The 23,660-nt window shown below is 69.6% G+C and carries 19 protein-coding genes; 4 read left to right on the top strand and 15 right to left on the bottom strand.

What is annotated here, in order from left to right; genetic code table 11:
• Positions 1-294 precede the first annotated feature (294 nt).
• Positions 295-1,251, bottom strand: a complete 957-nt coding sequence (locus tag GGR64_RS01105) for a hypothetical protein (protein ID WP_260302488.1) — start codon at positions 1,249-1,251, stop codon at positions 295-297.
• Positions 1,248-2,930 carry a diguanylate cyclase gene (locus GGR64_RS01110; protein WP_160970311.1) on the bottom strand — a complete coding sequence of 561 codons (1,683 nt, stop codon included), beginning with the start codon at positions 2,928-2,930 and terminating at the stop codon, positions 1,248-1,250. The genes GGR64_RS01105 and GGR64_RS01110 overlap by 4 nt, the downstream gene beginning before the upstream one ends.
• Before the next feature lie 412 nt (positions 2,931-3,342).
• Here GGR64_RS01110 and GGR64_RS01115 point away from each other — a divergent pair, with 412 nt between their 5' ends.
• Positions 3,343-4,524 (top strand): putative acyl-CoA thioester hydrolase, encoded by a 1,182-nt coding sequence (locus tag GGR64_RS01115; protein WP_260302491.1) that lies wholly within the window; start codon positions 3,343-3,345, stop codon positions 4,522-4,524.
• Positions 4,525-4,551: 27 nt separating this feature from the next.
• Here the strand turns inward: GGR64_RS01115 and GGR64_RS01120 are convergent, their stop codons facing one another.
• From GGR64_RS01120 to efp, 6 genes are all read right to left on the bottom strand, one after another.
• Positions 4,552-5,256, bottom strand: coding sequence for a phytoene/squalene synthase family protein (locus tag GGR64_RS01120; RefSeq protein ID WP_160970309.1), 705 nt, complete (start codon positions 5,254-5,256; stop codon positions 4,552-4,554).
• Positions 5,257-5,448: 192 nt separating this feature from the next.
• Complete coding sequence (locus GGR64_RS01125; protein ID WP_184448612.1) at positions 5,449-6,165, bottom strand: phosphoglycolate phosphatase; 717 nt, start codon at positions 6,163-6,165, stop codon at positions 5,449-5,451.
• Positions 6,166-6,199: 34 nt separating this feature from the next.
• The gene (gene ubiG, locus GGR64_RS01130; RefSeq protein WP_184448613.1) at positions 6,200-6,919 is read right to left on the bottom strand and encodes a bifunctional 2-polyprenyl-6-hydroxyphenol methylase/3-demethylubiquinol 3-O-methyltransferase UbiG; all 720 of its coding nucleotides are present in this window, start codon (positions 6,917-6,919) and stop codon (positions 6,200-6,202) included.
• Between the two features lie 53 nt (positions 6,920-6,972).
• Complete coding sequence (locus tag GGR64_RS01135; RefSeq protein WP_184448614.1) at positions 6,973-8,307, bottom strand: TRZ/ATZ family hydrolase; 1,335 nt, start codon at positions 8,305-8,307, stop codon at positions 6,973-6,975.
• A gap of 25 nt (positions 8,308-8,332) precedes the next feature.
• Positions 8,333-8,998 carry a TMEM175 family protein gene (locus tag GGR64_RS01140; RefSeq protein ID WP_184643431.1) on the bottom strand — a complete coding sequence of 222 codons (666 nt, stop codon included), beginning with the start codon at positions 8,996-8,998 and terminating at the stop codon, positions 8,333-8,335.
• Positions 8,999-9,125: 127 nt separating this feature from the next.
• Positions 9,126-9,692: an elongation factor P gene (gene efp, locus GGR64_RS01145; protein ID WP_184448615.1), complete on the bottom strand. Its 567-nt coding sequence runs from the start codon at positions 9,690-9,692 to the stop codon at positions 9,126-9,128.
• Positions 9,693-9,791: 99 nt separating this feature from the next.
• On the opposite strand from efp, the gene epmB reads away from it, so the two are divergent.
• Positions 9,792-10,826, top strand: a complete 1,035-nt coding sequence (gene epmB, locus GGR64_RS01150; RefSeq protein WP_184643433.1) for an EF-P beta-lysylation protein EpmB — start codon at positions 9,792-9,794, stop codon at positions 10,824-10,826.
• Positions 10,827-10,887: 61 nt separating this feature from the next.
• On the opposite strand, the gene GGR64_RS01155 is transcribed toward epmB, so the two are convergent.
• The 3 genes from GGR64_RS01155 to GGR64_RS01165 all read right to left on the bottom strand — a co-directional run bounded on the left by GGR64_RS01155 (position 10,888) and on the right by GGR64_RS01165 (position 14,856).
• Entirely contained in the window at positions 10,888-13,032 is a 2,145-nt protein-coding gene (locus tag GGR64_RS01155; RefSeq protein WP_184643435.1) for an EAL domain-containing protein, read from the bottom strand.
• Entirely contained in the window at positions 13,029-13,919 is an 891-nt protein-coding gene (locus GGR64_RS01160; protein WP_160971011.1) for a phosphate/phosphite/phosphonate ABC transporter substrate-binding protein, read from the bottom strand. The genes GGR64_RS01155 and GGR64_RS01160 overlap by 4 nt, the downstream gene beginning before the upstream one ends.
• Before the next feature lie 178 nt (positions 13,920-14,097).
• Positions 14,098-14,856 (bottom strand): RNA methyltransferase, encoded by a 759-nt coding sequence (locus tag GGR64_RS01165; protein WP_160971001.1) that lies wholly within the window; start codon positions 14,854-14,856, stop codon positions 14,098-14,100.
• 118 nt (positions 14,857-14,974) lie between these two features.
• Between GGR64_RS01165 and GGR64_RS01170 the strand changes: the two genes are divergently transcribed.
• Positions 14,975-15,802: an inositol monophosphatase family protein gene (locus tag GGR64_RS01170; protein WP_160971003.1), complete on the top strand. Its 828-nt coding sequence runs from the start codon at positions 14,975-14,977 to the stop codon at positions 15,800-15,802.
• A 483-nt stretch (positions 15,803-16,285) separates the two neighbouring features.
• A complete protein-coding gene (locus GGR64_RS20985; protein WP_184643437.1) occupies positions 16,286-18,433 on the top strand; it encodes a methyl-accepting chemotaxis protein in 2,148 nt (715 codons plus the stop codon).
• A gap of 322 nt (positions 18,434-18,755) precedes the next feature.
• Here GGR64_RS20985 and secF read toward each other — a convergent pair whose 3' ends face one another.
• From secF to tgt, 4 genes are all read right to left on the bottom strand, one after another.
• Positions 18,756-19,721: a protein translocase subunit SecF gene (gene secF, locus GGR64_RS01180; RefSeq protein WP_160971007.1), complete on the bottom strand. Its 966-nt coding sequence runs from the start codon at positions 19,719-19,721 to the stop codon at positions 18,756-18,758.
• 73 nt (positions 19,722-19,794) lie between these two features.
• Positions 19,795-21,639 (bottom strand): protein translocase subunit SecD, encoded by a 1,845-nt coding sequence (gene secD, locus GGR64_RS01185; protein ID WP_160971009.1) that lies wholly within the window; start codon positions 21,637-21,639, stop codon positions 19,795-19,797.
• Positions 21,640-21,695: 56 nt separating this feature from the next.
• A complete protein-coding gene (gene yajC / locus GGR64_RS01190; protein ID WP_010343515.1) occupies positions 21,696-22,040 on the bottom strand; it encodes a preprotein translocase subunit YajC in 345 nt (114 codons plus the stop codon).
• Between the two features lie 324 nt (positions 22,041-22,364).
• Positions 22,365-23,510, bottom strand: coding sequence for a tRNA guanosine(34) transglycosylase Tgt (gene tgt, locus GGR64_RS01195; RefSeq protein ID WP_184643439.1), 1,146 nt, complete (start codon positions 23,508-23,510; stop codon positions 22,365-22,367).
• Between the last annotated feature and the right edge of the window lie 150 nt (positions 23,511-23,660).

Raw genomic sequence — 23,660 nt, forward strand, 5'->3', positions numbered from 1 at the left:
CGCGCAGCAGTTGGGCGGCGGGTCTCGGCGCAGGAACGCAAGCGGCAGCGGATAGGCGCGCCGGCTTGTTCGAATGGCCGCGGGAGCGGGACGGGCGGTGTCGCGCGAGGCCGTACCCTCACCCCAACCCCTCTCCCGGTGGGAGAGGGGCTTGCTGCCGTTCCTTCTCCCGCTGGGACCACGGCCCTCTTTCTCCCGTCCGGACCACGGCCGCCTTTTGTGGGAAAGGTCCCCCGCAGGGGCGGATGGGCGCGCGCGCAGCCTCGCGCAATGCGCTGGCTTGGAGCCTTGCCGCTACGCCGGTGTGGTCGCCTGCAGCAGGCGCCCCAGCACGACATGCGATGGGCTGTTGGCCAGGTCCAGCGGCATCACCAGCTTGGGATTGGGATGCGGCAACGGCGTTCCCGGCGCCTCTTCGCCGGCTTCCCGCAGCAGACTGCCGTTGTCTTCCACCTGGTCGGTGACCGGCGGCAGCGGCGGCAGGCCCAGCCCGGCGCGGACCGCGTTGGCACCGTTCAGCAGATCCTCGTCCGTGACCGTGGTCAGCGCCGAGGCGGCCAGGCTGGCCGGTGCGCCCTCTACCGCCGCCAGGCGCTGCGCCACGTCGCCCAGGACCTGCTGCCGGTGCGGATGCAGCAGTTGCCACACTTCCTCCCATAGCGCCTTCCAGTCCAGGTCCGGGAACGGCATGTGGGTGGGCCCGCTGAGCACGATCTGCGGTGCCAGCCGGCCCGGCGGTGTCGCGTCGCATTCGGCCAGCGCGCGGTACACCACCTCGCTGCACACCATGTGCGAGGGGTTGTCGCGGACCAGGTGGTCCAGCGCCTCGCGCACCACGATCCGCGCCAGCCAGTGCTGCGGCCACTTGCCGCGGATGGCGACCAGCACGCCCAGCGTGGCCAGGCTGTCCAGCGGATACGGAACGCCCAGCAGCGATTGCGCCTTGGCCAGCACGCTGGCGCGGTCGGCGTCGTCCAGCGCCAGGCCGGCGTAGCTGAGTGGCCGGTAGGCGTCGATGACGAGGTAGTTGGTGGTGTCGGTCAGCCGCTGCGACAGCGCATAGCGGCGCACGCCGCTGGCCGCCGCCTCGATCAGATCGCCCTGGTCGGCGACGATCGCGGCATGGCTGTAGATGCTGTCGCCGCACCAGGCGATCAGTTCGGACACCGGGCCGCAGCCCAGTTGCAACAGGATGTCGCCGACCTGCAACTGATCGGGAGCGAACGCGGGCAAAGCGGGCTGGGCAGTCATGGCTGGGGCTCCTGGTGGGTAACGCGGTGGGTGGGGGACACGCTGACGCGGTTGCGGCCGGCGGCCTTGCTGGCGTACAGCGCGGCATCGGCGCGCTGCAGCAGCGCCGCGACGCTCTCGCCGTGCTGCCATTGCGCCACGCCGACGCTCAGCGTGCATGACAGCGCCTGGCCTTCGCGCGGCAGCGGCTGCGCGGCGACGTGCTGGCGGATGTCCTCGGCCACGCGCCGCGCGGCCTCCAGCGTGGCGCCGGGCATCAACAGCAGCATCTCGTCGCCGCCCTGGCGGCCGAGCGTGTCGGTGCTGCGCAGGCGCGCACGCGCGCACGCGGCGACCCAGCGCAGGCAGGCGTCGCCGCCGGCGTGGCCGTGGATGTCGTTGATGCGCTTGAAGTGGTCGATGTCGATGTAGGCCAGCGCCAACGGCCGCTCGCTGCGCGCGGCGTCCTGCAGCGCCTCGGCCAGGCGCTGCTGCAGCGCGGCGCGGGTGAGCATGCCGGTGAGTTCGTCCACCGTCGCCATGCGGCTGACGCGGTCGCGATCGCGACGCAGCTCCAGCATCTGCTCGGCCAGGCCGAAGGTGACCAGCAGGCAGGAGATCGCCAGCGCCAGGCTGATGCCGTGCGCCAGCAGCGGCGCAGCCAGATCCAGGTGCAGCCAACCGGTCAGTTCCAGGCAGCGCAGCACGCACAGCATCCACAGCGGCGTCCACGAGGCCAGCAGCGGCCAGGCGTAGCGTTGCCCGCGCAGGGCCAGCAGCAGGCAGCACGGCAGCAGCAGGGCCGCGCCGACGATCAGCCCGACATTGCCCAGCAGACTCAGCACCACCGAATCCGACACCAGGCAGGCCATGGCGATGCCGAGCAGGAACAGCGCGCACAGCCGCAGCACCCGGTCCAGCCGCGGCAGTTGCCGGTGCATCTCCAGTTGCCGGCGCTGGAAGGTGATGATGAAGAAGCCGCCGAGCGCGGCGACGATGCGCATCGGCGTCGGCGAGGACGCGAACACGCTGGCCAGGCCGGGCACCGCGCGCGCCTCGCCGCCGAGGCCGAGCAGGTACAGCAGCACGCACATCACGTTGGCGGTGAAGTACCCGTAGATCGGTTCGCGCAGGCGCGCCCACAACGCGATCGCCAGGATCGCCAGCACCGCGGTCGAGCCGAGGATGAAGGCGCGCCAGCCGACGTAGTGCAGGTCCTCGCGCTGCACCTGCGCCAGCGGCACGATGCCCACCGGCATCGGCATCGCCGCCGGCGCATGCACCCGCAGCCAGATCGAGGCGCCGCGCGGCAGTCCCTGCGGCAAGGCGATCACCAGGGCGCGGGTCGAGTAGCGCAGGTCGGCGTCGGCACCGTAGATCGCGTGCCGGGTCGGCGCGGTGCGTCCCGGCACCCAGGCCTCGACCCGGGTCAGGTACGGCGACTGCAGCACCAGCTGCGGTTGGCCCGCGCTGCCGATCGCGCGATCGGCGCGGATGCGCCACCAGGTGGGCTGCTTGCTGCGCTCGTACAGGGTCGCGCCATGGCCGGCATCGGCGAACGCGGCATCGTGGCGCCCCGCCACCACCTCCGGCGCCGGAGGGTCGGCGGCCAGCCGTTGCAACAACAGTTCCTGCCCCAGCGCCGACCCGACCATCCCCAGGCACAGCAACAGGCAGCACCAACGGCACAGGCGCTTCAATCGACGGGTTCCAAGTGGGATCGGCGTCGAGCGTAACGCAAGCCGCGACGCCGTTCGTATCCAAATTCACGACCCCGTCACACCACAACGTGGGGTCGGCACACGGCGCGCAGATCCATGCCGCAGTGCGGCGGCAGTCTCCCGCCGAAAGGTCTGGAACGCCGGTAGCCGTCGCGTTTTGCCCTGGGAATCGCCCTCCACGCCCACACCAACCGGCGCTCCGCACGTGCTGCGGATCAGTGATCGTGATGGAGACGACACAACCGGCCTCTGGCTGCGACATCGGCCGGCATCGACGCGCGAACGCCCCTACCATCGCCGGTCCGCTGACGACGCCGGATCAGGCGACCGGATGACACCGGCATCATTTTAAGCGTCGCCGCGGCCCCTTATCCTTGAGCGGAGGCTTCCAATGACCGTATCGCGCTGGTTGCTGCTTTCCTCCACCCTGGCCCTGGCGGCCGGGGTCGTCACCGATGCGCCGGCCCTGACCGGGACCACGTCGCGCCCGCAACTGACCAGCAGCGAGGCGGCCAGCCAGACCGTCGCCCGCCACCTGGCCCAGGCCGGCCCGATCGGCGCCCTGGTCACCGACAACTGGGATCCGAGCGCCGGGGTCGCGCTGCTGAAGGCCGACTACGCCGTGGCGGCCGACGGCAGCACCCGCTACCGCACCGTGCAGGCCGCGGTGGACGCTGCGGTCGCCGCCGGCGGCAGCATGCGCCGCTACATCAGCATGGCACCGGGCACGTACACCGAAGTGGTCTGCGTCCCGGCCGCGGCGCCGCCGCTCACCCTGTTCGGGCTGGGCGGCAGCCCGGCCAGCACCACGATCCGTTTCGGCAACGCCAATCCCACGCCGAAGCCCACCGGCAGCGCCACCCACCCCTGCGCCAGCAACGCCGCCAGCAGCACCATCGGCACCTCCGACAGCGGCACCGTCACCGTGCGCGCCGCGCAGTTCCAGGCGCGCAACCTGGCGATCGTCAACAGCTACGTCGAGGGTACCTACAGCGGCAGCAACCAGTCGGCGGTGGCGCTGGCGTTGCGCGGCGACAAGGCGGTGCTGGAGAACGTGGTGCTGACCGGCAATCAGGACACCCTGCTGGTCAGTGCGGGCAGCGCCAACACGGTGATCCGCGCGTACTTCAAGGGCGGCACCATCGAGGGCGATACCGACTTCATCTTCGGCTCGGGCGTGGCGGTGTTCGCCGGCAGCACCATCCGCTACACCGCGGCCCGCCGCGGCGCCACCGACGGCGGCGTGATCTTCGCGCCCAGCACCCGCCCGGGCAGCAGCTACGGCTTCCTGGCCATCGGCAGCACCTTCGATGCGGTCGGCACTCCCGGCAGCGGCACGGTGTGGCTGGGTCGGGCCTGGGACGAGAGCGTGGGCAGCCTGGCCAACTACGTCGACGGCACCTCGCCCAACGGCAAAGTGGTGATCCGCGATTCGGTGCTGGGCGGGCACATCCGCAAGAGCGCGCCGTGGAACGCCTCGACCATCGGCCGGCCGTACTGCAGCAGCAGTTGCAGCACCTCGGCCAACCGCTTCTACGAATACGCCAACAGCGGCGCCGGCAGCGCCCCCTGAGGCAAGGCGACGTGGTGTGGGCCGGGCTTAGCCCAGCCCGGCCCACCAGGCGCGCCACAGCGTCGCCATCTGTCCCGGCGGCTTGGGCGTGGCGGTTGCCTGCTGCGCCGTCCGCGCACGCGCCAGCGCCGACAGGATGCGTCGCGCGCGCGGCCCGCGCACGCGGCGCGGCCATGGCTTCAGCAACGCCTGCGCCCAGCGCTGGCGCTGCTGCGCCTCATCACCGCCGCGTAGCGCCAGCGGCGCGGTGGCGGCGCCGGCCTCGACCAGGCGCTGCGCCAGCACCTGCAGCGCGACCGGCACCGCGGCGCCCTCGACCGGGGCCTCGAACAGCGCGCGCTCGACCGCGACCACCGCCTGCGCGAACGGCTCCAGCCGCTCCAGTGCGTGCGCGGTGTCGGCCGCGGCCGCGCGCGACTGCGGCAGGCTCGGCAAGGCCTCGGCCAGTTGCGTCCACGGCGCGGCCACCGGCTCCAGCACCCGTCCCAGCGGATGCCGCGAACGCTGCCCGGCCCAACTGCGCAGTTCCTCGCCCCACCAGGCCAGCTTGGCGTCGGCCGGCAGCGGATCGCCGGCGATGTTGAGGATGTCGTCGAACTCCTGCAGCAGGGCGAACCAGGCCACGGTGCGGGCGCGCTGCGACGCCGGCACGAAGGCCTCGGCCACGGCCCATTCCGGCCAGCGGCGGCGCCATTTGTCGAGGAAGGCATCCAGGGCGGACGAACTGCTCATGCGATCGGTGAATCCGGAGTCAGGCGCGCGCAGCGAAGGCGTCGCGCAACGGGGGAGTGAGCGCGGTTGTCGCGCAGAACGCGCAGTTTACGTGCGCGACCGGTGGATGCCGAGCGGTGCCGGCGTGCAGGCGGCGCACGACGGTCGCGGCCGCTGCGCGGCGGCGTCGCCAACGCAGCGACGGCACCGGCGTCAGGGAGCGGTTGCGCTGACCGGCCAGGCCGCGGCGGCGTACAGCTCGGCGGGCGTGGCGACCATCGCATCGGCGCGCCAGGCCAGCGGATCGTCCTCGTCCAGCCGGTAGCCCCACAGCACCGCGACCGAGGCCATGCCGGCGGCGCGTGCGGCAAGGATGTCGCGTTCGTCGTCGCCGACGTAGACCACCTCGTGCGGCGCCACGCCAAGGCGCTGCGCGGCGACCTGCAGCGGCAGCGGATGCGGCTTGCGCTCGGGCAGCGTGTCGCCGCCGATCAGCACCGCGCAGCGCTGCTCCCACTGCAGTTGCGGCAGGATCAACCGTGCCAGCGCCTCGGGCTTGTTGGTGACGATGCCCCACACGCTGCCCGCAGCCTCCAGCCGCTGCAGCAACCCGGCGATGCCGTCGAACGGCTGCGAATGGCGGCCGATCAGCGCCTCGTAATGGCGCAGGAATGCCGGGATCAGCGCATCGCGCTGCGCGGCGGGCAGATCCGGGAAGGCGACCCCGAGCATCGCCCGCGAGCCCTTGGACACCACCGGCCGCAACTGCGCCAGGGTCAACGCTGCACGGCCGTGCTCGGCCAGTACCGTATTGGCCGCGGCCAGCAGATCCGGCGCGCTGTCCAGCAGCGTGCCATCCAGATCGAACAGCACCACCTGCGGAAAGCGCGCCCGGGTATCGCCCGCCGCGGACTTCACGCCCACACGCATCCGCCGTTACCAATCCCCAATCCCGGCTCCCGAATCACGGCTTCCCCGCACACGCCAGGTAATTGACCTCGGTGCGCGAGGACAGCCGCGCGCGGTTGCGCCACGGCTCGTAGGCCAGGCCGCTGACGTCGCGCAGCTGCAGCTCGGCCTGGCGCAACCAGGCGGCCAGTTCCGCCGGCTTGATGAAATCCTGGTAGCGGTGGGTGCCGGTGGGCAGCAGCCGCGCCACGTACTCGGCACCGACGATGGCCAGGGCGAACGCCGCCGGGGTGCGGTTGAGGGTGGACAGGAACAGCTGTCCGCCGGGCTTGAGCAGGGTCGCGCAGGCGCGCACGATCGCCGCCGGATCGGGCACGTGCTCGAGCATCTCCATGCAGGTGATCGCATCGAAGCTGGCCGGCTGCGCCGCCGCCAGGTCCTCGACCGACTGCACGCGGTAGTCGACCTCCACCCCGGATTCGAACTGATGCAGCCGCGCCACCTTGATCAGCTCCGGCGCCAGGTCGATCGCGGTGACCTGCGCGCCCTCCTTGGCCAGCGCCTCGCTGAGCAGGCCGCCGCCGCAGCCCACGTCCAGCACCGCTGCGCCGCGCAGCGGCAGGCGCTCGGCGACGTAGCGCAGGCGCACCGGATTGAGTGCATGCAGCGGCTTCTGCGGGCCGTCGGCATCCCACCAGCGGGTGGCCAGGGCGCCGAACTTGTCCAGTTCGGCCTGATCGAAATTGGCGGAGGCGTTGGCGGCGGAAGCGGTCATGGCGAACTCTCGTTGGGGCCGCGCGCGCGGTGCGGCACGGCGAACATAGCGGATCAGGCGTGGACGCTGCGGATGCGTTCGCGCCACTGCCGCGCATTGGCGACCAGCGCGTCGACGTCCATGTCCACCAGCACGCGCTGGCTCAGCTTGGGCTGGCCGGCGATCCACACGTCGCTGACCTGCTGCCGGCCGGTGGCGTACACCAGTTGCGACAGCACGTTGTGCAGCGGCTGGGTCTCCAGCGCCGACAGGTCCACGCAGATCAGGTCGGCCTGCTTGCCCGGCTCGATCGAGCCGATCTTCTCGCCGAAGCCCAGCGCGCGCGCGCCGCCCAGGGTGGCCGCGCGCAGCGTGCTGGCCGCGTCCAGCGCGGTGGCGTCGTTGGCCACGGCCTTGGCCAGGATCGCCGCGGTGCGGTTCTCGCTGAACATGTCCAGGTCGTTGTTGCTGGCGCAGCCGTCGGTGCCGATCGCCAGGTTCACGCCCGCTCGCTGCAGCGCGCAGGCCGGACAGAACCCGGAGGCGAGCTTGAGGTTGGATTCGGGACAATGCACCACGCTGACCCCGCGCTCCGCGCACAGGTGGATCTCGGCGTCGGTGAGCTGGGTCATGTGCACCGCGATCAGGCGGTCGTTGACCAGGCCCAAACGGTCCAGCCGCGCCAGCGGGCGCTGCCCGTATTGCTTGAGCGAGTCGGCGATCTCCTGCGCGGTCTCGTGGGTGTGCAGGTGCACCGGCACCTCGAGCTGGTCGGACAGCATCCGCACCCGCTCGAAGTTGGCGTCGTTGACCGTGTACGGCGCATGCGGAGCGAAGGCGATGCCGACCAGCGGATCGTCGCGCCACTGGTCGTGCACCTCGCAGGCGCGGGCGAAGTATTCGTCGGAGGTCTTGGCCCAGGCGGTCGGAAAATCGATGATCACCGTGCCGACCCGCGCGCGGAAACCGTGTTGCTTGTACACCGCGGCCTGCACGTCGGCGAAGAAGTAGTTCTCGTTGGCGCAGGTGGTGCCGCCGCGCAGCATCTCGGCGATCGCCAGCGCAGTGCCGTCGGCGACGAACTCCGGCCCGATCACCGCGGTCTCCACCGGCCAGATGTGCTGCTGCAGCCACACCATCAGCGGCAGGTCGTCGGCGATGCCGCGCAGCAGGGTCATCGGGTTGTGGGTGTGCGCGTTGACCAGGCCCGGCAGCAGGGCCGCGTCGGGGCGCGAGACGGTGCGCGTGGCGGCGAAGCGCGTGCGTGCCTCGGCGGTCGGCAGCACCGCCACGATCTCGCTGCCGCGCACCGCCACCGCGTGGTCTTCCAGCACCACCGCATGCGGCTCGATCGGGACCACGTAGCCGGCTTCGATCAGCAGGTCGCAGGATTCGGGAATGGAGGTCATCGCAGATGCTCTGGAAAGGGAAGGATCACGGTACGGGTGCCGGCGCCACCTGCGCCTGGAGGATGCGCCGCTGGTACACGCGCATCACCACCCACTGCAGCAGGAAGATCGCCAGGAAGCCGAAGCGGCCCAGCCAGGGTGCCACCATGCCCACGGGGATGCACAACGCGAACACCACCGGCGAGACCGCCGCGCGCAGCTTCATCGCCTGCGTCTGCAGCGGACCCAGCCGCTGCGCCAGGCCTTCCTTGCGCACCGCATAGGCATGCAGCCAGTAGCCGGCCAGGCCGATCGCGGCCAGATGCGCGCAGTACACCGCAAACGCCTCGTGGTTGCCGAAATAGTCCGAATACAGCGCGGTGGAGAACGGCAGCAGGCCGATCAGCAGCAGCTGCAGCACGTTGAGCCAGATCAGCCGGTCGTCGAACTGGCGGATGTGCCGGCACAGCTGCAGGTGCGACTTCCAGAACAGCGCAGTGACCAGGAAGCTCACCGCGAAGCCGATGAACAGCGGCAGCATCCGGTGCAGCGCGGCGAGGATGCCGCCGGCGGCCGCGACCTCGGCGTGTCCTGGCACCTTGATTTCCACCGCCAGCAAGGTGATGGCGATGGCGAAGACCGCATCGCTGAAGAACACGACACGGTCGTGCGGGTACTTGCTGTCGGCGCTATCGGCGTGGCTGGTCGTCACGGGGTGTCCTGGGAGCGAGGTGGTCCATCACCGCCGCGCGGCGATCCGGCGCATGGCGCTGCCTGGCCGCCGCAGCCAGCGCGTGCGCACGCCCACGGCCGGCTGCGGCCGCGGGCGTGTCGACGTGTTACTTGACGCGCGAGACGTATTCGCCCGAACGCGTATCGACGCGGATCACTTCTTCCTGGCCGACGAACAGCGGCACACGCACCACCGCGCCGGTCTCCAGGGTGGCCGGCTTGCCGCCGCCGCCGGAGGTGTCGCCGCGCACGCCCGGGTCGGTCTCCACGATCTTCAGTTCGACGAAGTTCGGCGGGGTGACCTGGATCGGCGTGCCGTTCCACAGCGTCACCACGCAATCTTCCTCGCCCTTGATCCACTTGGCGGCGTCGCCGACGCCGGCCTTGTCGGCCTGCACCTGCTCGAAGGTTTCCTGCTGCATGAAGTGCCAGTACTCGCCGTCGCTGTACAGGTACTGCATGTCGGTATCGACCACGTCGGCCGCTTCCACGCTGTCGGTCGCCTTCATGGTCATTTCGACCACGCGCCCGGACTTGATGAAGCGGTACTTGATGCGGGTGAACGCCTGGCCCTTGCCGGGCTTGACGTATTCGGTATCGGTGATGATCGCAGGCTCGCTGTTGACCAGGATCTTCATCCCGTTCTTGACGTCGTTCATGCCGTAGCTGGCCATCTGAAACTCCTCGGGTAAGGCAAACCCGCCGCGTTCGGCGGCCGGCCGGATAGAATGGAAGCCCCGCCGCAACGGCGGGCGCTCGTGTGATGACCGCCTATGATAACCGCAGCCCCCCGCCCGATGCAGCCGTCCCCGCCCCTGCCCGCCGCGCCGCCGCGCTGGCAGCAGGCCTGGCGCGACGCCGTGCGCGATCCGCACGAACTGCTGGCATTGCTCGGGCTGGACCCGCAGGCAATGGGCGTCTCCGAACAGGCTGCGACGCAGTTCGCGCTGCGCGTGCCGCGCAGCTTCGTCGCGCGCATGCGCCCGGGCGATCCGCACGACCCGCTGCTGCGCCAGGTGCTGCCGATCGACGACGAGCAGCGCGTGGTCGCCGGCTTCGCCCTGGATGCGGTCGGCGACGCCGCGGCCAAGAAGGCCGATGGGGTGATCCACAAATACCGCGGCCGTGCCCTGTTGGTGGCCACCGGCAGTTGCGCGGTGCACTGCCGCTACTGCTTCCGCCGGCATTTCCCCTATGCCGACGAGACCGCGGCGCGCGACGGCTGGCGCACGGCGGTGGCGGCGATCGCCGCCGACCCCAGCATCGAGGAAGTGATCCTGTCTGGCGGCGATCCGTTGTCGCTGGCCACACCCAAACTGGTCGAACTCACCGAGGCGCTGGCGACGCTGCCGCAGCTCAAGCGCCTGCGCATCCACAGCCGCTTGCCGGTGGTGCTGCCCGAGCGCGTCGATGCGCCGTTGCTGGCCTGGCTGCGCGCGCTGCCGTGGCCGCTGGCGTTCGTGATCCACGCCAACCACGCCAACGAGTTCGATGCCGGCGTCGATGCCGCGCTGGCGCGCCTGCGCGATGCCGGCGCGCGCCTGCTCAACCAGGCGGTGCTGCTGCGCGGGGTCAACGACAGCGTCGAGGCGCTGGCCGCGCTGAGCGAGCGCAGCTTCGCCGCCGGCGTGCTGCCCTACTACCTGCACCAGCTGGACCGGGTGCAGGGCGTGGCCCATTTCGAAGTGGACGATGCCCGCGCGCTGGCCCTGCACCAGGCCCTGGCCGCACGTCTGTCCGGTTATCTCGTGCCGAAGCTGGTGCGCGAGATCCCCGGCGACAGCGGCAAGCGCGCGCTGACGCCCTGACCCGTCTGGCGGCGATCGGCGAAGGCAGAGCGCCGGGCTAGCCGCGATACTGCGCCCGCGCTCAGGCACCGGCGGGCGGCGCGTCCTCGTTGGCCAGCAACTGGCGGAATTCCTCCGCGCTGAGCGGACGGCTGAGCCAGAAGCCCTGCCCCAGTTCGCAGCCGCGCTCGCGCAGCAGTTCGAACTGGGTCTCCTGCTCGATGCCTTCGGCGACCACGGTGATGTCCAGCGAATGCGCCATCGCGATGATCGCCGTGGTCAGCGCCAGATCGTCCGGGTCGCGCTGCAGGTCGGCGACGAAACTCTTGTCGATCTTGACCCCGTCCACCGGCACCTGGCGCAGGTGGCTCAGGCCGGAGAAGCCGGTGCCGAAGTCGTCCAGCCACACCTTGACCCCGGTGCGGTGCAACCGCGCCAACATGCTCGCCGCCTGCAGTTCGTCGCCGATCACCGCGGTCTCGGTCAGCTCCAGGTGCAGTTGCGCCGCCGGCAACCCCGACTCGCGCAGGCAGTCGGCCACCACTTCCGGCAGGTCGCCGCTGCGCAACTGCCGCGGCGAGACGTTGACCGAGACGAACAGGTCGCGGCTGCCGTCGGCGCGCTGCCACTGGGTCGCCTCGCTGCAGGCCGCACGCAACACCTTGGGGCCGATGCTCTCGATCAGCCCGCTCTGCTCGGCCACGTCGATGAACACCGTCGGCGAGATCGTGCCCATCGCCGGATGCTGCCAGCGCAACAGCACTTCCACGCCGACCATGCGCCGGTCCTGGGTGCGGAAGATCGGCTGGTAGGCCAGCTTCAGTTCGTCGCGTTCCCAGGCGCCGCGCAGTTCGTGCTCCATGTGCACGCGCCGCTCCACCGCATAGTCCATGGCACGGCTGTAGAAGCGGTGGCAGTTCTTGCCGGCCAGCTTGGCCTGGTACATGGCGATGTCGCCGTTCTTCAGCAGCGCCGACGCGTCCTCGGCATCGCCGGGGTAGACGGTGATGCCGATCGAGGTGCCCATGAACACCTCGCGGCCCTGGATCCGCAGCGGCTCGCGCAGTTCCTGCACCAGCCGCTGCGCCAGCGCCGTGGCGACCTTGGCCGCCTGCGGGTCCTCCACCAGGATCACGAACTCGTCGCCGCCGAAGCGCGCCAGCAGCGCGTCGTCGCCGCCCAACTGCTCCACCGCCAGCTGGATGCGCCGCGCGAACTGCAGCAGCGCTTCGTCGCCGGCCTCGTGGCCCAGGGTGTCGTTGATCCGCTTGAAATCGTCGATGTCGGCGAACAGCAGCGCCAGCCGGCGCTGCGAGGCGCGTGCCGACAGCATGCGATGGTCCAGCGCCTCGCGGAACGCGAGCCGGTTGGTCAGCCCGGTCAACGCATCGGTGTAGGCCATGTGACGCACGTCGCGGTCGTGTCGGGCGATCGCCTCGCTCATGCGGCCGAACGCGCGCAGCAATTCGCTGACCTCGTCGTGACGGCCGCTGTCGCGGCGTTCCACCGCGTAGTTGCCGGCCTCGATCTGGCGCGCGGCCGCGGCCATCCAGCGCAGCGGCGCCACCAGGGTGCGCTGCACGTAGACCGTCACCATCGCCGCGGTCAGGCCCAGCGCGGCCAGCAACAGCAGCAGCCAGCCGAGATGGCGCTTGCCCAGTGCGCCAAGGCGCTGGTCGAGGTTCTGCCCGGCCTTGCGCTCGTACTCCTGCGCCCGCGCCCAGGACATGCCCACGCGCACCCCACCCACCCGCTGGTCGCCGATCATGATCGGCATCGACACGTCGAGGAACTCCGGCGACTCCTGCGCCAGCAGGCCGCGGGAGCGGATCGCGGCGTCGGCCATCGTCCCGCGCATGCGCTGACCGTAACCGAGCAAATCCTCGCTGCCGTCATGGATCAGCCGCCCATCGGCGTCGTAGACCAGCACATAGGCCACTGCCACATAGCCCAGCGCCCCGCGCACCTGCGTGCCGATCGCATCCAGGTCGGAGTAGTACACCGGGTTGGCCAGCGAGTCGGCCAGTTGCCGCGCCAGCGACTCGCCGCGAGTGCGCATGCTGCTGTCGAACAGGCTGTGGATCGCATTGCCGCTGAGCGTGCGCACCTCGCGCTGCATCGCCGCCTGGCGCTCCAGCAGCAGGGCAAGGATCGCCATCACCAACAGCGCAGCCACGCCCATGGCCAGCAGGAACCTGGCCTGCAACCCGAAACGCATGGTCTTCATTCCACTTCCGCCCTCACCCGCGCCACGCCGGCGCGCAGGGTGTCCAGGCGCTTCTGCGAGGCCGGATCGATCGGGTAGAAGCCGGAGGTACCGAAGAACTGGCGCAGCGCCGCGCGCCCCTGCGGATCGTCGGCGGCGTGCAGCAGGACCTCGCGCAAGCGCGTCTCCACCTCGGTCGGCAGGTCGCTGCGGACCATTTCGATCGCGCGCGGATACGGCTCGCTGCGGTAGATCACCCGGAAGTCGCGGCGGAATGCCGGCGGGATGCGGCGCTCGTCGTCCCAGTCGAGATTGCTGAACGCCCCGGCATCCACCAGGTGCTTGTGCACGAAGGCGGCGATGTTGAGTTCCGAACGCGCGAACACGTAGCCGACCGTCTCCGCCGAGGGCTGGTCCTTGCTGGACAGCAGGATCTCCGGATGCAGGCCGTGCTCGAACAGCGTCATCATCGGCACCATGTAGGCGCTGGTGGACAGCGGGCTTTGCAGCGCCAGGGTCCGCCCCTGCAGATCCGCCAGGTCGTGCACCGGCCCGTCGCGGCGCACGAAGAACACCGTGTGGTACTGGCGCACGCCGTTGCGCTCGGTCAGCAGCAGCGGCTTGGCGCCGCCGCGCTGTTCCAGCGCCATCGCGGTGGCGGCGGTCTCGGTGACCCAGTCGATCCGGCCACGGCGCAGGTAACTGCTCATCTGCTGGCTGTCGCGGGCCATCAGGATCTGCCCGGAGGTGATGCCGACTTCGCGCATGCGCGGCACCACGTAGTCCAGCAGCGGCTTGAGTTGCTCGTAATGGGCCTTGGGATTGTCGCTGATGCGCCCAAGCACCAGGACCGAGGGCCGCGCGTGCACGGACGCGGGCCAGCAGATCGCCAGCGCCAGCCACACCACGACCACCCGCCAACGCGAACTGGACAAACCACGATCCCCAAGTAGACCTTGCAAAGCCTAGCCGAAAGCGCATGCCGGTGACAGCGTCACAGAATGGCGCCAGCCGCGCATGCTGTTCGCCCCCGACGCGCGCGTCACCGCGCGCGCCGCGAAGGATGCCTTCGCGCCTTGTCCGGCCTCAGTTTCCCGCCTGTCCGGCGAGCCGCGCCATGCGCTGCGCATCGGACAGCACGCCGCGCAACAGGCGCACTTCCTGCTCGGTCAGCTCGGTGCGCAGGAACAGCCGGCGCAGCTTGCGCATCGCCGAATCCGGGGCGCGTCCCTTGTGGAAGTCGATGTCGTCCAGGGTCTCGGCCAACTGCCCGAACAGCCCTTCCACCTGCGCGTGGCTGGCAGGCGCCTCGCGAAAGCCCGGCGCCGGCGCGGGCGCAGGGGCGGCACTGCGCAGCTGCGCCAGGCGCACCTCGTAGGCCAGCACCTGCACCGCCGCGGCCAGATTGAGCGAACTGAACGCCGGATCGGAGGGAATGTGCACCGCCGCGTGGCACAGCTGCAGTTCCTCGTTGGTCAGGCCGGTGCGCTCGCGGCCGAACACCAGCGCCACTTCCGCAGGCTCGGCGCTGGTGGCGGTCAGGCGCTGCGCGGCATCGGCCGGCAGCAGTTCCTCCAGCGACACGCGGCGGCTGCGCGCGGTGCAGCCCAGCACCAGCCGGCAGTCGGCCACCGCGTCGGCCAGCGCGGGCAGCACCGGCGCCTGCTGCAGCAGGTCCTCGGCACCGGCAGAACGCCGGTACGCCTCGGTATCCAGCTCGCATTCCGGCGCCACCAGTACCAGCCGCGACAGCCCCATGGTCTTCATCGCGCGCGCCGCCGCACCGATGTTGCCGGGATGCTGGGTTCCGACCAGGACGAAGCGGATACGGAGAGAATCGGTCATGGCGGCACGGCAGACGAAGCGAACGGGGGCGTAGATGGTAAACTGTGCGGCCGGCCTTGACGCCGGACTGCTCTTTTCCTCCTCCAGACCCACCTCCGCCTTCTCGGGAGCCGTTGCCATGCAAAAACCCGCCGTCACCGTCATGGTCAAGGCTGCCCGCCTCGCCGGCAACGTCCTGTTGCGCCACATCAACCGCCTGGAAGCACTGAACGTGGTGCAGAAGGACCGCATGGACTACGCCAGCGAAGTCGATGCCGATGCGGAGAAAGTGATCGTCAAGGAGCTGCGCCGCGCCTACCCCGACTACGGCGTGATGGGCGAGGAAGGCGGCGTGCAGGGCGGCGGGCGCTACATGTGGGTGATCGATCCGCTCGACGGCACCAGCAACTACCTGCGCGGCTTCCCGCACTACTGCGTGTCGATCGCCCTGGTCGAGAACGGCGAGCCGATCGACGCGGTGATCTTCGATCCGCTGCGCAACGAACTGTTCACCGCCAGCCGCGGCAACGGCGCCGTGCTCAACGACCGCCGCATCCGCGTCAGCGAGCGCAAGGAACTCAACGGCGCCATGGTCCACACGGGCTTCGCGCCGCGCGAGCGCAAGCACGCCAGCGCCCAGCTCAAGTGCGTGGACGCGTTGCTGGTGCAGGCCGAGGACATCCGCCGCACCGGCTCGGCGGCGCTGGACCTGGCCTATGTCGCCTGCGGCCGCAGCGACGCCTACTTCGAAGCGGGGGTGAAGGCCTGGGACATCGCGGCCGGCGTGCTGCTGGTGCGCGAGGCCGGCGGCCGCGTCACCGACTTCAAGGGCGGCACCCTGGGCCGCATCGACGACCGCGGCCCACAGCAGTTCCAGGTGGTTGCCGGCAACCTCAAGGTCGGCGATGCGCTGCAGAAGCTGATCGTCAACACCGGCTACGCCGGCGAGTTCGACGCGAAGTTCTGAGCGGGCGCGTCCGGCGACTGGCCGGTGCCGACACTCCAGCACAAAAAAAGCCGCGCACTTGCGCGGCTTTTTTTGTGCCCGGCATTCGCGCACCGCGCGCTCACGCCTCTCAGCGAGGGCCTTGCACGCACCGCTTTCGCATCGCGAGAGGACATGGGCCTGCCAGGATTTCCGCTTGCGCTCGTTACGCGGCACGGCGCCTGCGCCTCACGCCACGCTCACGCATTGCACGCTGCGCGCTTCACCTGTGCTTGATCGCGGTTTGCGTAGAAAACGGCGACACGAGGCGCTGCGGGCAGGTGCCATGGCCTGTGCGATGCGCCCGATGCGACCGGCGAACACAGCCCTAAAGATCCCCAGAGTGCGGCCGATAAAGATGCGGGCTTTTGCCCGAACTTCCCCCGCTGATCCGCGACTGCGTTGCCGTCCCTGCGGCAATGGAGCCGGTGGCGCCCGCTCTCTCGCATCTTTCGGAGATCTCGCGTGTCCTTCCATCATCTCACCGTCACCAAACGCCTGGCAATCGGCTTCTGCGGCGTGATCGCCATGCTATTGCTGGTCGGCATCACCAGCCTGATCGGTTTCCGCAAGTTCACCAGCGCCGCGGCGCTGGACGCGCACACGTACAAGGTCATCACTCTCGGCGACCGCATGCTGGTGAGCCTGCTCAACATCGAGAGCGGCGCGCGCGGCTTCGCCCTGACCCGCGACAAGTCCTATCTGGAGCCGTTCGAACTCGGCGAGCGCGAGTTCCGCGCGCAGTGGCAGGAATCCAAGCAGCTGACCGCGGACAATGCGGCACAGCAAGCGCGCCTGCAAACCCTGATGCAGGACTACGCGCAGTTCATGGCGACCAAGCGCAAGGCACTGGACCACATGCGCGCCACCGCCGCCGACAGCGACGACGCCCAGTTGGACACATTCCGAACCGTCGGCAAGCAGCAGATGGACGGATTGCGCGACACGATCGGCCAGTACGAGGACGCCGAACGCGCACTGCTGCAGGTGCGCAAGGCCGAGAGCGAGGCACGCGCGCAGTCCGGCGAGTGGACCAGCATCGGCGGCATGCTGATCGGCATCGTCGCCGCGATCCTGCTCGGCTTGCTGGTCCGCAACAGCCTGATGCGCCAGCTCGGCGGCGAGCCGGCCTACGCGGCCGACGTGGTGCGCCGTATCGCCAGCGGCGACCTGTCGCAGGACGTGCGCCTGCGCACACAGGCGCCGTCGCTGCTCAACGACATGCGGCAGATGCAGGAGGAACTGCGCACGGTGATCCAGGCGCAGACCGAGATGGCCCGGCAGCATGCCGCCGGCCAGATCAGCTTCCGCATGGACGAGGCGCGCTTCCCCGGCGACTACGGGCGCATGGTGCGCGACACCAACGCGTTGGTGCACAGCCATATTTCGGTCAAGCAGCGGCTGATCACGTTGATGGGCGAGTACGCCGAAGGCGACCTCAGCCGCGATCTGGAACAGTTCCCGGGCGAGATGGCGATCCTGACCGACACCATGGCCAAAGTGAAGCGCAACCTCGGCGCGATCAACCACGAGATCGACCTGCTGGTGCGCGCCGCCGCGCAGGGCGACTTCTCCCGCCGCGGCGAGGAGCAGCGCTTCCAGCATGCCTTCCGCGGCATGGTCGCCAATCTCAACACGATGATGACCGGCACCGAGACCAACCTCGCGGCGCTGTCGCAGCTGTTGCGCGCGATCGCCGCCGGTGACCTGACCCAGACCATGCAGGGCGATTTCCACGGCGTGTTCGCGCGGATGCGCGAAGACGCCAACGCCACCGTCGCGCAGTTGACCGACATGGTCGGCCGCATCCAGCAGGCCGCGGCCAGCATCGACACCGCCGCGGGCGAGATCGCCAGCGGCAACGACGACCTGTCGCGCCGGACCGAGCAGCAGGCCGCCAGCCTGGAGGAGACCGCCGCCTCGATGGAGGAACTGACCGCCACGGTGAAGCAGAACGCCGAGCATGCGCGCCAGGCCAACCAACTGGCGGCCGGCGCCGCCTCGGTGGCCTCGCAGGGCGGCACGGTGGTCGGCCAGGTCGTCACCACCATGGACGGCATCGAAGCGGCTTCCAAGAAGATCGCCGACATCATCGGCGTCATCGACGGCATCGCCTTCCAGACCAACATCCTGGCCTTGAACGCCGCGGTCGAAGCCGCGCGCGCCGGCGAACAGGGCCGTGGGTTTGCCGTGGTCGCCAGCGAGGTCCGCACCCTCGCCCAGCGTTCGGCCAGCGCGGCCAAGGAAATCAAGACGCTGATCGACGACTCGGTCGAGCGCGTGAGCGCAGGTTCGGCACTGGTCGCCCAGGCCGGCACGACGATGCAGGACATCGTGGCCTCGGTGCAGCGCGTCACCGACATCATGGGCGAGATCGCCGCGGCCTCGCAGGAGCAGTCGGCCGGCATCGAACAGGTCAACCACACCGTCACCCAGATGGACGAGACCACCCAGCAGAACGCCGCCCTTGTCGAGGAAGCCACCGCCGCGGCGCGCGCGATGGAACAGCAGGCCGGCGACCTGGTGGAGATCGTCGGCCAGTTCCAGGTGCGCAGCGAGACCTACCCGATGGTGGCGCACCTGGTCGCCCGCGCCACCGCCAACGCAGCCTAGTCCGGACCCGCCGCGCGGCAGGGACGCCGCGGAGGGATGGGCCGTCGTCGACGGCCCATCCCGCGACACCGGCAGGCGCTGCAACCCGACCGACCTACCTGTAGGAGCGGCTTCAGCCGCGACGCCTTACCGGTAAGGCGTCGCGGCTGAAGCCGCTCCTACGACAAAGCGGATGTCGCGCCGTCCCCACTCGAATCTCCAAGCGTCCGCACAAAGAAAAAGCCGCGCATCCGCGCGGCTTTTCTGTTCGCAGGAGCGGGTGTTTCAGGACCAGGAATCACGCTTTTACGATTCCCCACTCCCGAATCCCCAATCCCGGCCCTCAGGGCCTACGCGCCAGCGCCTCGACGTCCTTCGACTTCGGCAGCAGGTCCTGCTTGGTGACCTGGAACGGCCCGATCGACAGCAGCGGCACCGCCACGATCACCGAGGACACCACCACCACCACCGCGCCGATCATGTGGGTCAGCGCCAGGCCTTCCATCGACTCGCCGCCGTACAGGTACAGCGCCAGCGCCGACAGGAAGAACATCACCGCGGTGATCACCGTACGCGACAGGGTCTGGTTGATCGAACGGTTCAGCACCTCGATCGGCTCCACGCGCAGGCTACGGAAGTTCTCGCGCACGCGGTCGAACACCACGATGATGTCGTTGATCGCAAAGCCCATCACTGACAACAGGCCGGCCAGCACGGTGAGGTCGAACTCGCGGCCGGTGACCGACACGTAGGCCACCGTCACCAGCAGGTCGAACAGCGCGGTCACGCTGGCCACCACCGCGAACTTCCACTCGAAGCGGAAGGCGATGTAGATCAGGAAGCCGACCAGCATGAACACGGTGGCGTAGACGCCGTTCAGCGCCAGGTCCTTGCCGACCTGCGGGCCGACGAACTCGCCCGGCTTGACCGTGGCCGGATTCTGCGGCGTGCTCACCGCCTTGCGCACCTGCTCGGCGAGGTTCTTGGTGATGTCCTCGTTGTTGTGCTCGCCCTGCGGCTGCAGGCGGATCACCACCTCGTTGCCGCTACCGACGTTCTGCACCTGCGCGTTCTCGAAGCCGGCCTTGGCCAACTGCTCGCGCACCTGGTCCACGTCGATCGGCTTCTGGAAGCTGGTCTGCACCAGCGCGCCGCCGGTGAACTCCAGCGCGTAGTTGAAGCCCTTGGCGAAGATCACCGCGAACGAGGCCAGCGCCAGCACCAGCATCAGCACCAGGGTCGGGTGCCGCCAGCGCATGAAGTCGATCTTGGTGTCGTTGGGGATCAGGTGAAGCGGGAAGATTTTCATTGGAGACCGCTCTGCGTTTTTTTGGACCCCGCGCCTGCCGGCGCGGGGACGTGCGGAAGGTGGCGTGCGTGGCTCAGATGGCCACGGACTTGATCTTCTTGCGACGGCCGTAGATCAGCACCGCCAGCGCGCGCGACACGGTGATCGCGGTGAACATCGAGGCGAAGATGCCGATGATCATGGTCAGCGCGAAGCCCTTCAGCGGGCCGGTACCGAACGCGTACAGCGCCACGCCGACGATCAGGCCGGTGAGGTTGGCGTCGAGGATGGTGCCGCCGGCCTTCTCGTAGCCGGCCGCGATCGCCGACTTGGGCGGCACGCCCAGGCGGAGCTCTTCGCGGATACGCTCGTTGATCAGCACGTTGGCGTCCACCGACAGGCCCACCGACAGCGCCAGGCCGGCGAAGCCGGGCAAGGTCATGGTGGCGCCGAACAGCGACATCACCGAGACCACGATCAGCAGGTTCATCAGCAGCGCGACCGAGGTGATCAGGCCGAACATGCGGTAGTACACGCTGAAGAACACCAGGGTGAACAGGAAGGCGTAGACCACCGCGGTGACGCCGCGCTCTACGTTCTCCGCACCCAGGCTCGGGCCGATCACGTATTCCTCGACGAAGTCCATCGGCGCGGCCAGCGAACCGGCGCGCAGCAGCTTGGCCAGGTTCTCCGCCTCGGTCTTCTCCAGGCCGGTGGTCTGGAAGTTCTTGCCGAACACGCCGGCGATACGGGTCGGCGCCAGCGCCTCCTCGTTGACGCGCACGCTGCGCACTTCCTTGCCATCGACCATGGTCACGGTGGGGATGCGCTCGATGTAGACCACCGACATCAGCTTGCCGGTATTGGCGCTGGTGTAGTCGAACATGCGCTGGCCGGCGGCGTTGTTGAGCGTCACCGCCACGGCCGGCATGCCGTTCTGGTCGGTACTGACGGTGGCGTTGACCATCTGGTCGCCGGACACCAGCACGCGCTTGCTCAGCAGCACCGGGGCGCCGCTGTCACGCAGGCGGAAGACCTTGGCGTCGGGCGGGATGTTGCCGCTGCGCACCGCGTCCTCGGCATTGCCGTCGACCACGCCGCGGAACTCCAGCGTGGCGGTGGCGCCGATCATGCGCTTGGCCTCGGCGGTGTCCTGCACGCCTGGCAGCTCGACCACGATGCGGTCGTCGCCCTGGCGCTGGATGATCGGCTCGGCCACGCCCAACTGGTTGACGCGGTTACGCAGGGTGGTCAGGTTCTGCTCGATGGCGCCGGCGGCGATCTGCTTCAGCTCCGCCTCCGGCACGGTGACCGTGATGGTCTGCCCGGACACCGCGTAGCTCAGGGTCGGCTGCGCCTTGGCGATGGCGGCGCGCGCGGCGCTGGCGTCCACGCCCTCGCCCAGGCTGACCTGGATGCTGTTGTCCGGACGGCGTTCGACCGAACGGTAGGCCAAACGGCCGTCGCGCAAGGTAGTACGGATGTCCTCGGCAAAAGCGTCCAGGCGCTTTTCCAGCGCCGCCTTCTGGTCCACCTGCAGGGCGAAGTGCACGCCGCCGACCAGGTCCAGGCCCAGCACCATCGGCTTGCCGCCCAGCCGCGACAGCCAGTCCGGCACGGTCGAGGCCAGGTTCAGCGCCACCGTGTAGTTCTCACCCACCTGCTGGCGCAGGACGTCGTTGGCACGGGTCTGCGCCTGCAGGTTCGGCAGGCGCACCATCAGGCTATCGCCTTCCTTGTCGACCAGCTTCGGGGTGATCCCGGCCGTTTTCAGGTCGGCGAGCACCCGCTCGCGCAGGGCGTCGTCGATCTTGCCGCCGCGGCTGGCGGTGATCTGGACCGACGGATCCTTCTGGTACACGTTGGGCAGCGCGTACAAGGCGCTCAACGCCAGCACGATCAGGATGAGGACATACTTCCAGCGCGGAAACTCGAGCATTGCGGGACCCCGCACGACGCCACGCCGGCGTCGCGCCTAGCAGTAGGAGAAATGGATCAGGCGGACTTCAGCGTGCCCTTCGGCAGGACATTGCCGACGGCGCCCTTCTGCACGCGGATGCGCACGTTGTCGGCCACTTCGATGGTGATGAAGTTGTCGCCGATGTCGGTGACCACGCCAGCCACGCCGCCGGAGGTGATGACCTCGTCGCCACGGCCAAGCTTGTCCAGCATCGACTTGTGTTCCTTCTGGCGCTTCATCTGCGGCCGGATCATCACGAAATACATCACCGCGATCAGGATGATGGGCAGCAGGAACATCTGCAGGCCGCCACCGGCCGGGGCGGTGCCGCCGGCGGTCTGCGCCTGGGCGACGGGAATCAGGAAATCGAGCGGATTCATCGGGTACGTCCTATGGTTTGGGCAGCCCGCCGCCCTGGGGCACGGACCGCTGGTTTGCCTTGCGGCAGCAAGCAGCCGCCGATTATGCCACGATCTTCCTTCACCCTCCGGAACCGCCGCGGCGCCCTTCCCTTCTCCCTGCGGGACCCACGGCCCCCTTCTCGGGGGAAGGTGCCGCGTAGCGGCGGATGAGGGTGCGGGCGAAGCCACGTGTCAGTTCGACTGCACGAGGCTGCGGCCGGACCTCACCCCAACCCCTCCCAAACGGCACGAGGCTTCGCCCGGACCCTCACCCCCAACCCCTCTCCCGGAGGGAGAGGGGAGTCAATCCTGCTCCGTAGGGAGTGGGGTTGCTTCCACCCCGCGCGCCGCATAGAAGGACCGCCGGAACTGGGCAAAGGTTCCCGCTGCGATCGCGGCGCGCATGTCGGCCATCAGCTTCTGGTAGTACCAGAGGTTGTGCAGGGTGCCCAGCATCGGCGCCAGCATCTCGTTGCAGCGGTCCAGGTGGCGCAGGTAGGCGCGGGTATAGCCGCCGCTGCAGGCATGGCAACCGCAGCCCGGCTCGATCGGATCCAGATCGCGCTCGTAGCGGGCGTTGCGGATGCGCACCGTGCCGAAAGAGGTGAAATAGTGGCCGTTGCGCGCGTTGCGGGTCGGCATCACGCAATCGAACATGTCCACACCGCGGGCCACGCCCTCGACCAGGTCCTCCGGGCGTCCCACGCCCATCAGGTAGCGCGGGCGGTCGCCCGGCAGCCGCGGATGCAGGTGCTCGAGCATGGCGTTGCGCTCGTGCTCCGGCTCGCCCACCGCCAGGCCGCCGATCGCGTAGCCGTCGAAGCCGATCGCCTGCAATCCCTCGATCGAACGCGTGCGCAGGTCCGCATGCACGCCGCCCTGGACGATGCCGAACAGCGCCGCGTCGTTGCCCAGTGCGTCGTGCGCGTCGCGCGAGCGCTGCGCCCAGCGCAGGCTCAGTTCCATCGAACGCCGTGCCACGTCCTCGGTGGCCGGATACGGGGTGCACTCGTCGAAGATCATCACGATGTCCGAATCGAGCACCCGCTGGATCTGCATGCTCTCCTCCGGCCCCAGGAACACCTTGGCGCCGTCGGTCGGCGAGGCGAAGGTGACGCCCTGCTCGCTGATCTTGCGCCGGTGCGCCAGCGAGAACACCTGGAAGCCGCCGGAATCGGTCAGGATCGGCCCGTCCCAGCGGGCGAAGCCGTGCAGGCCGCCGTGATCGCCGATCACGTCCAGGCCCGGGCGCAGGTACAGGTGGAAGGTGTTGCCGAGGATGATCTGCGCGCCCAGCGCCTTGATCTGCTCGGGCAGCACGCCCTTGACCGAGCCGTAGGTGCCCACCGGCATGAACGCGGGAGTCTCGACCGTTCCGCGCGGGAAGGTCAGGCGGCCGCGGCGCGCGGCGCCGTCGGTGGTATGGAGCTCGAACTGCAATCGGGACATGGTCTGGCGACTATCGGTAAGCCGCGCATTGTCGCATTGCCGGGCGGCCGGCGCCGCCTCCGAGCGGAGCACGGCGTCCCGGCCACCACCGTCAGTGCCGCCGCCCTGCCCCGCTGCGTCGTTGCGCCGCGACCGCCGGGCGCGGCGAGG

This window comes from Xanthomonas sp. 3307 (assembly GCF_014199735.1).
GTDB classification, from domain to species: Bacteria; Pseudomonadota; Gammaproteobacteria; order Xanthomonadales; family Xanthomonadaceae; genus Xanthomonas_A; species Xanthomonas_A rydalmerensis.

Bases quoted from the DNA above. Each gene is read 5' to 3' on its own strand.
- secF (WP_160971007.1), bottom strand. From the start codon at position 19,721: ATGAAAATCTTCCCGCTTCACCTGATCCCCAACGACACCAAGATCGAC.
- ubiG (WP_184448613.1), bottom strand. From the start codon at position 6,919: ATGACCGCTTCCGCCGCCAACGCCTCCGCCAATTTCGATCAGGCCGAA.
- GGR64_RS01125 (WP_184448612.1), bottom strand. From the start codon at position 6,165: ATGCGTGTGGGCGTGAAGTCCGCGGCGGGCGATACCCGGGCGCGCTTT.
- GGR64_RS01170 (WP_160971003.1), top strand. From the start codon at position 14,975: ATGCAAAAACCCGCCGTCACCGTCATGGTCAAGGCTGCCCGCCTCGCC.
- tgt (WP_184643439.1), bottom strand. From the start codon at position 23,510: ATGTCCCGATTGCAGTTCGAGCTCCATACCACCGACGGCGCCGCGCGC.
- epmB (WP_184643433.1), top strand. From the start codon at position 9,792: ATGATAACCGCAGCCCCCCGCCCGATGCAGCCGTCCCCGCCCCTGCCC.
- yajC (WP_010343515.1), bottom strand. From the start codon at position 22,040: ATGAATCCGCTCGATTTCCTGATTCCCGTCGCCCAGGCGCAGACCGCC.
- GGR64_RS01115 (WP_260302491.1), top strand. From the start codon at position 3,343: ATGACCGTATCGCGCTGGTTGCTGCTTTCCTCCACCCTGGCCCTGGCG.
- GGR64_RS01165 (WP_160971001.1), bottom strand. From the start codon at position 14,856: ATGACCGATTCTCTCCGTATCCGCTTCGTCCTGGTCGGAACCCAGCAT.
- GGR64_RS01155 (WP_184643435.1), bottom strand. From the start codon at position 13,032: ATGAAGACCATGCGTTTCGGGTTGCAGGCCAGGTTCCTGCTGGCCATG.
- GGR64_RS01105 (WP_260302488.1), bottom strand. From the start codon at position 1,251: ATGACTGCCCAGCCCGCTTTGCCCGCGTTCGCTCCCGATCAGTTGCAG.
- GGR64_RS01120 (WP_160970309.1), bottom strand. From the start codon at position 5,256: ATGAGCAGTTCGTCCGCCCTGGATGCCTTCCTCGACAAATGGCGCCGC.
- secD (WP_160971009.1), bottom strand. From the start codon at position 21,639: ATGCTCGAGTTTCCGCGCTGGAAGTATGTCCTCATCCTGATCGTGCTG.
- GGR64_RS01135 (WP_184448614.1), bottom strand. From the start codon at position 8,307: ATGACCTCCATTCCCGAATCCTGCGACCTGCTGATCGAAGCCGGCTAC.
- efp (WP_184448615.1), bottom strand. From the start codon at position 9,692: ATGGCCAGCTACGGCATGAACGACGTCAAGAACGGGATGAAGATCCTG.